This window comes from uncultured Ralstonia sp., assembly GCA_913056305.1.
Taxonomy (GTDB): domain Bacteria; phylum Pseudomonadota; class Gammaproteobacteria; order Burkholderiales; family Burkholderiaceae; genus Ralstonia.
On sequence record CAJXMR010000248.1, the window covers coordinates 1 to 6298 of the forward strand.

7 protein-coding genes are annotated in these 6298 nt (G+C 65.4%); 6 read left to right on the forward strand and 1 reads right to left on the reverse strand.

Annotated features, from left to right (window positions below; genetic code table 11):
- From QZ609_RS23290 to lpxC, 5 genes are all read left to right on the forward strand, one after another.
- Nucleotides 1–363 (forward strand): cell division protein FtsQ/DivIB (locus QZ609_RS23290; RefSeq protein ID WP_295499931.1); only part of this gene is annotated, 363 nt, incomplete at its 5' end.
- Nucleotides 360–1592, forward strand: coding sequence for a cell division protein FtsA (ftsA, locus tag QZ609_RS23295; protein ID WP_295499933.1), 1233 nt, complete (start codon nucleotides 360–362; stop codon nucleotides 1590–1592). The genes QZ609_RS23290 and ftsA, both read left to right, overlap by 4 nt.
- 146 nt (nucleotides 1593–1738) lie before the next feature.
- Entirely contained in the window at nucleotides 1739–2941 is a 1203-nt protein-coding gene (gene ftsZ, locus QZ609_RS23300; RefSeq protein WP_295499935.1) for a cell division protein FtsZ, read from the forward strand.
- Between the two features lie 333 nt (nucleotides 2942–3274).
- Entirely contained in the window at nucleotides 3275–3775 is a 501-nt protein-coding gene (locus tag QZ609_RS23305; protein ID WP_295499943.1) for a peroxiredoxin, read from the forward strand.
- A gap of 241 nt (nucleotides 3776–4016) precedes the next feature.
- Entirely contained in the window at nucleotides 4017–4934 is a 918-nt protein-coding gene (gene lpxC / locus QZ609_RS23310; RefSeq protein ID WP_295499937.1) for a UDP-3-O-acyl-N-acetylglucosamine deacetylase, read from the forward strand.
- A gap of 49 nt (nucleotides 4935–4983) precedes the next feature.
- On the opposite strand, the gene QZ609_RS23315 is transcribed toward lpxC, so the two are convergent.
- On the reverse strand, nucleotides 4984–5493 hold the full coding sequence (locus QZ609_RS23315) for a DciA family protein (protein WP_295499939.1): 510 nt from the start codon (nucleotides 5491–5493) through the stop codon (nucleotides 4984–4986).
- 80 nt (nucleotides 5494–5573) lie between these two features.
- Between QZ609_RS23315 and QZ609_RS23320 the strand changes: the two genes are divergently transcribed.
- The coding region (locus tag QZ609_RS23320) for a M23 family metallopeptidase (protein ID WP_295499941.1) at nucleotides 5574–6298 on the forward strand (725 nt) is incomplete at its 3' end.

Below are 6298 nucleotides of genomic sequence, written 5' to 3' on the forward strand. Positions count from 1 at the left end.
ACGCTCACCGACCGCTACGCCTGGCGCGCGCGGTTGTCCAACGGCACGGTCATCGAGCTGGGCCGCGAGTTGAATGACGATGACCGCACCGCGCTGGCCGCGCGTGCCCGCCGCTTCGTGCGCGCGTGGCCGCAGGTGACGCAACGCTGGGGCGGTCAGATTGAATACGCCGATCTGCGCTACCCCAACGGGTTCGCGGTTCGTGCAGCGGGTGTGCGCTTCCTGACCGATGCGCAGGCCGCGGTGCTGGCCAAGGGGGGCAAGCTGCCCGGCACCGGCAATGCCGTGAAGGTCGACGCGAAAGCGGGGGGCAAGACGGCGGCCAACAACAAATCGACGCGACGCACAGAGAAAACGCGATGAGCAAGGAATACAAGGATCTTCTGGTCGGGCTGGACATCGGCACCTCCAAGGTGGTGGCGGTGGTGGCCGAGCTGCGGCCTGACGGCGCCTACGAGGTCATCGGCATGGGCCAGACCGAGTCGAAGGGGCTGAAGAAGGGCGTGGTCGTCAACATCGAGGCGACCGTCCAGTCGATCCAGAAAGCGCTCGAAGAAGCGGAGCTGATGGCCGACTGCAAGATCAGCGAGGTCTTTACGGGCATCGCCGGCAGCCATATCCGCAGCTTCAACTCCAGCGGCATGGTGGCGATCAAGGACAAAGAGGTCACCCCCGCCGACGTCGCGCGCGTGATCGAGACCGCCAAGGCCGTCAACATTCCGACCGACCAGCAGATCCTGCACATCCTCACGCAGGAATTCATCATCGACGGCCAGGAAGACGTGCGCGAGCCGATCGGCATGAGCGGCATCCGCCTGGAAGTGAAGGTGCACATCGTGACCGGCGCGGTGAGCGCGGCGCAGAACATCGTCAAGTGCGTGCGCCGCTGCGGCCTGGAAGTGCACGACTTGATCCTGCAGCCGCTGGCCTCGAGCCTGGCGGTGCTGACCGAGGACGAGAAGGAACTTGGCGTGGTGCTGGTCGACATCGGCAGCGGCACGACCGACATCGCCATCTTCAGCGAAGGCGCGATCCGCCATACGGCCGTGATCCCCATCGCCGGCGACCAGATCACCAACGACATCGCCATGGCCCTGCGCACGCCGACGCCGGACGCCGAGGACATCAAGATCCAGTACGGCATCGGCAAGCAGGTGCTGGCCGATCCGGACGAGATGATCGACGTGCCGGGCGTGGGCGATCGCGGCCCGCGCACGCTCTCACGCCAGGCACTGGCCGCCGTGATCGAGCCGCGCGTGGAAGAGCTGTTCTCGCTGGTGCACCAGGTGGTGCGCGAATCCGGCTATGAGGAACTGCTCTCCAGCGGCGTGGTCCTCACCGGTGGCACCGCGATGATGCCGGGCATGGTTGAGCTGGGTGAAGACATTTTTCTGAAGCCCGTGCGCGTGGGTGTGCCGGAGTACCGCGGCAACCTGCACGAGGTGGTGAAGAGCCCGCGTTACGCCACGGTGATGGGCCTGCTGCAAGAGGGCCGCGTGCAGCGCATGCGTGGGCGAAAGGTGGTGGTGCAGTCCGGTTCTGCCCGGCAGATCTGGACGCGCATGAAGGAATGGTTCATCGGCAATTTCTAAGCGCGTGGGCGCTAGGCGGTTGGCGATGCGCTCCCCTCCCTGCGGGAGCGAAAGCGAGTTTCTTGTTTTGATGTTTTTTGTTCAGGAACCAGGGGTTGCGGCGGGGAGGCTGCATCGTCTGGGACTGATCACTTCTGGAGGCAACGATGGACTTCGACATGATTGAAACGGAAATGCAGGACGGCACCATCATCAAGGTGGTCGGCGTCGGCGGCGCGGGCGGTAACGCCGTGCAGCACATGATCAGCCGCGGCGTGCAAGGCGTGGAATTCATCTGCATGAACACCGACGCGCAGGCGCTCAAGCGTTCGAGCGCTTCGCGCGTGCTGCAGCTCGGCAACACGGGCCTGGGCGCTGGTGCCAAGCCGGAAATCGGCAAGCACTGCGCAGAAGAGGCGCGTGAGCAAATCGCCGACTCGCTGCGCGGCGCGCACATGGTCTTCATCACCGCCGGCATGGGCGGCGGCACGGGCACGGGCGCCGCACCGGTGGTCGCGCAGATCGCCAAGGAAATGGGCATCCTGACCGTGGGTGTGGTCTCCAAGCCGTTCGACTTCGAGGGCGCGCGCCGCTCCAAGGTCGGCGAGCACGGTGCCAACGAGCTCGAAGGCAATGTCGATTCGCTCATCGTGGTGCTCAACGAGAAGCTCTTCGAAGTCATGGGCGACGACGCCGAGATGGACAAGTGCTTCCAGTGCGCCGACGACGTGCTGCACAACGCCGTGGCCGGCATCGCGGAAATCATCAACGTCGACGGTCTGGTGAACGTCGACTTCGAAGACGTGAAGACCGTGATGGGCGAGCAGGGCAAGGCGATGATGGGCACGGCCACCGTGTCCGGCGTCGACCGCGCCCGCCTGGCCGCTGAACAGGCCGTGGCGAGCCCGCTGCTGGAAGGCGTGGACCTGTCGGGCGCGCGCGGCGTGCTGGTCAACATCACGGCCAGCCGCTCGCTCAAGCTGTCCGAGACCAAGGAAGTGATGAACACCATCCGCAGCTATGCCGCGGAAGATGCCACCGTCATCTTCGGTACGGTCTACGACGATGCCATGGGCGACGCGCTGCGCGTGACCGTGGTGGCCACGGGCCTGGGCCGCGCTGCCCGCAACAAGCAGCAACAGCCGCAGACGATGACGCTGCTCAAGACCGGTACCGACAACCAGCCGGTGGCCTTCGGCGGTGGCGCCATGGGCCACTCGGTGGCGGCCGCGCCGGACTACAGCAACTTCGACACCCCGGCCGTGTGGCGCAGCTCGCGTGAGTCGGCTTCGGCACACGTGGCCGCGCTGCAGGAAAAGGGCGTCGATACGTACGACATTCCGGCCTTCCTGCGCAAGCAGGCTGACTGATCGGGCAGGTTGCCCGCGCACGTCCGGCTGCCGGTGGCACCCCACGCCGCGCGGCTCACGGCTCCCCTCCCGTGACCGCCGTAGTGTGATGGCCTGCCGCTGAACTGCCGACAGCGCGCGACGAACCGGACACAGTCGTTGCCGCCGGGCGGGCTGGCCTCTGGCCGCCTCCCCGGAAGGGTTCATACCGCCTGGCGGGTGTGCCCGTTCGTCGTGCCGCGCGCGGTGCGATGTACCTGATGTGGTTGTCTCCCAAGACCGCCCGTGTGGATATCCGCACGGGCGGTCTCGTTTTATGATGGGCGCATCTGCGCGCAACTCTTTGTGACGATCATGATCCAGCTTGGTCAACCGCTTCCCGAGGCGACGCTCTACGAGTTCTTTGAAGTGGAAAAGGACGGTTGCGCGCTCGGGCCCAACGCCTTCTCCGTGTCGCTGCTGGCCGAAGGCAAGACGGTCATCGTCTTTGGCCTGCCCGGGGCCTTCACTCCAACGTGCTCGGCGCGCCATGTACCCGGCTATCTCACGCACTACGACGCACTGCGCGCCAAGGGCGTCGACGAGATCTGGTGCGTGTCGGTCAACGATGCCTTCGTGATGGGCGCCTGGGCGCGCTCGCAAGGCACCGACGACAGGATTCGCATGCTGGCCGACGGCAGCGCGGAGTTCACACGCAAGCTCGGCCTGGACCAGGACCTCTCCAAGCGCGGCATGGGCGTGCGCTCGCAGCGCTACGCCATGGTCGTCAAAAACGGTGTGGTAACAGCGCTACAGGTCGAGGCGCCCGGGCAATTCACCGTCAGCGACGCCGAATCGATGCTGGCGCTCCTTTGAGATCACGCCGACCTGCCCAAATGGCGGAGTGTCGCCCATCACCCCGCCCGCCAGAAGACCGGCAGGACTTCAGTCTGCTGGCTGGGTGCCGAAATATTGAGCAGACTGTGAGAAGGCCTAACATCCCGATACAAAAGTCGTTTTGAAGTCAGGGGTGTGAAAATGGTATGCTTAGGGTTATCACCTATGCAGAGCGCATAGATAAAAACAATCGCAAGAATTTCGTGAGTTGAGGGCGGCCATGTTGAAACAACGCACCATCAAGTCCGTCGTCAAGACCGTCGGCATCGGGTTGCACTCGGGCCGCAAGGTGACGTTGACGCTGCGCCCGGCGGCACCCGGCATCGGCATTGTGTTCACGCGCGTGGACCTGGACCCGGCCGTCGAGATTCCTGCCACCGCCAGCGCCATCGGCGACACCCGCCTGGCTTCCGTGCTGCAGAAGGACGGCGCCCGCGTGTCGACCGTCGAGCACCTCATGTCGGCCTGCGCCGGCCTGGGCATCGACAACCTCTACGTCGATGTCGACGCGGAAGAAATCCCCATCATGGACGGCAGCGCGGCCTCGTTCGTGTTCTTGCTGCAGTCGGCGGGCATCGAGGAGCAGGGCGCGGCCAAGCGCTTCATCCGCGTGACCAAGCCGGTGGAGATCCGCGAGGGCGACAAGCTCGCCCGCCTAGACCCGTACTTCGGCTTCAAGCTGTCGTTCACGATCGAGTTCCGTCATCCGGCCGTCGACAAGACTGGCCAGACCTTTGAGATCGATTTTGCGGATACGAGCTACACGCGCGAAATCGCCCGCGCCCGTACGTTCGGCTTCGCGCACGAGGTCGAGATGCTGCGCGAAGTGGGCTTGGCGCGCGGCGGCAGCCTCGACAACGCGATCGTGCTCGACGAGCACCGCATGCTGAACAACGACGAACTGCGCTACGGCGACGAATTCGTCCGCCACAAGATCCTCGACGCGATCGGCGATCTGTACGTGGTCGGCCATCCGCTGATCGCTGCGTACACCGCGCACAAGTCGGGCCACGGCCTGAACAACGCGCTGCTGCGTGCGCTGCTGGCCGACGAGACGGCCTACGAGATCGTGACGTTCGACAAGGTGGAAGAGGCGCCGCGCGCGTTCCTGCCGCAGTTGCAACCGGCGTTTTCCTGATCTGACAGCACGGTTGCACACATGAAAAAGCGCCCGAAAGGGCGCTTTTCTATTTGGGCGGGAGATGCCGTGCAACCATGTCGGCCAACGCCTGCCGCAGTGGAGAATCTGGCAGTTCGTTGGTCAGTGTCGCCAGACTGTTGAGCCCAACTGCTGTCATCTTGGCGCGTTTGGGCGGCTTTTCGGTCTCTTGTGGCCATAAGCTGTCGCCGCCGCCCTGCGGTTGTACCCGTACCCGAATTGCGGTAATCTGCGATCCCCGGCGCTGCAGACGCTCAAGCAAGGTGGGCACCACCTGACGTACGCGCGCCGCAGCTGCACTATGTGCAGCGAGCAATACCAAGGTCGCTTCCCGGCTGTCGCGCGAGTCATTCCTGATGCCGCCGACCGCCACGCCGCCGCCCAGTCCGGGCGGCAACAGCGACAACACCTCCGCTTCCAACGACGCCATTTGCCTGGCCGCCTGCATCAGCGGGCCGACCGAGCCGGCACCCGAGAGCCAGTCCTGGACCGGTTTTGCCACGGGCGTCTTGAGAGCGGGATGAACAAAGATTCGCATGCCGGCATTGTAGGGCGCTTTACCGCGCTGTCATGCCGTTGGGCGGCTTTTTTGTCCCTTCTTGGGGCCGTGAGCGAGCGATGCAGATCATCCTGATTCATCCGCGCAAGGCCGGTGCGGTGCACCTGACGCGGCGCCAAGTGGCAGCCGTGATGGTCGGTGCGTTGCTGTCGGTCGCAGCGCTGTCGGGCGGCGCCACCTGGCTCGCCGTCAAGCAGGGTCTGGTGCCCGGCGTGACGGCCGCCGCCACGCCGGGCGCAGACCCGCGCGTCACCCGCGACAACCTCAACCTGATGGCTGCGCGCATCGGCGAAATGCAGGCGCAGATGGTGCGCCTGGATGCGCTCGGCGCGCGCGTGTCGGGCCTGGCCGGTGTGCCGCCGCGCGAGTTCGACTTCAAGTCGCAGCCGGGCCGCGGCGGGCCGGAGGGCGCGTTCTCCCGGCCGATGTCGATGCCGGAGATCCAGTCCGAGCTGGAGCGCCTGACGCGCTCGGCGGACCAGCGCAACGATTACCTCAGCGTGCTCGAGAGCACCCTGATGGACCGCCAGATCCACGCCAAGATGATGCCGACCGTGCGCCCCGTCGCCACGGGTTATGACTCGTCGGGCTTTGGCACGCGCATCGATCCGTTCACCGGTCGACGCACGCAACATGATGGCGTGGACTTTGTTGCGCCGGTTGGTACGCCCATCGTGGCGGCGGCAGGCGGCGTGGTGGTGGCCAGCGAGTTCCACCACGAATACGGCAACATGATCGACGTCGACCACGGCAACGGCCTGAAGACGCGCTATGCCCATGCGTC

Bases quoted from the DNA above. Each gene is read 5' to 3' on its own strand.
- ftsA (WP_295499933.1), top strand. From the start codon at position 360: ATGAGCAAGGAATACAAGGATCTTCTGGTCGGGCTGGACATCGGCACC.
- QZ609_RS23315 (WP_295499939.1), bottom strand. From the start codon at position 5,493: ATGCGAATCTTTGTTCATCCCGCTCTCAAGACGCCCGTGGCAAAACCG.
- QZ609_RS23305 (WP_295499943.1), top strand. From the start codon at position 3,275: ATGATCCAGCTTGGTCAACCGCTTCCCGAGGCGACGCTCTACGAGTTC.
- lpxC (WP_295499937.1), top strand. From the start codon at position 4,017: ATGTTGAAACAACGCACCATCAAGTCCGTCGTCAAGACCGTCGGCATC.
- ftsZ (WP_295499935.1), top strand. From the start codon at position 1,739: ATGGACTTCGACATGATTGAAACGGAAATGCAGGACGGCACCATCATC.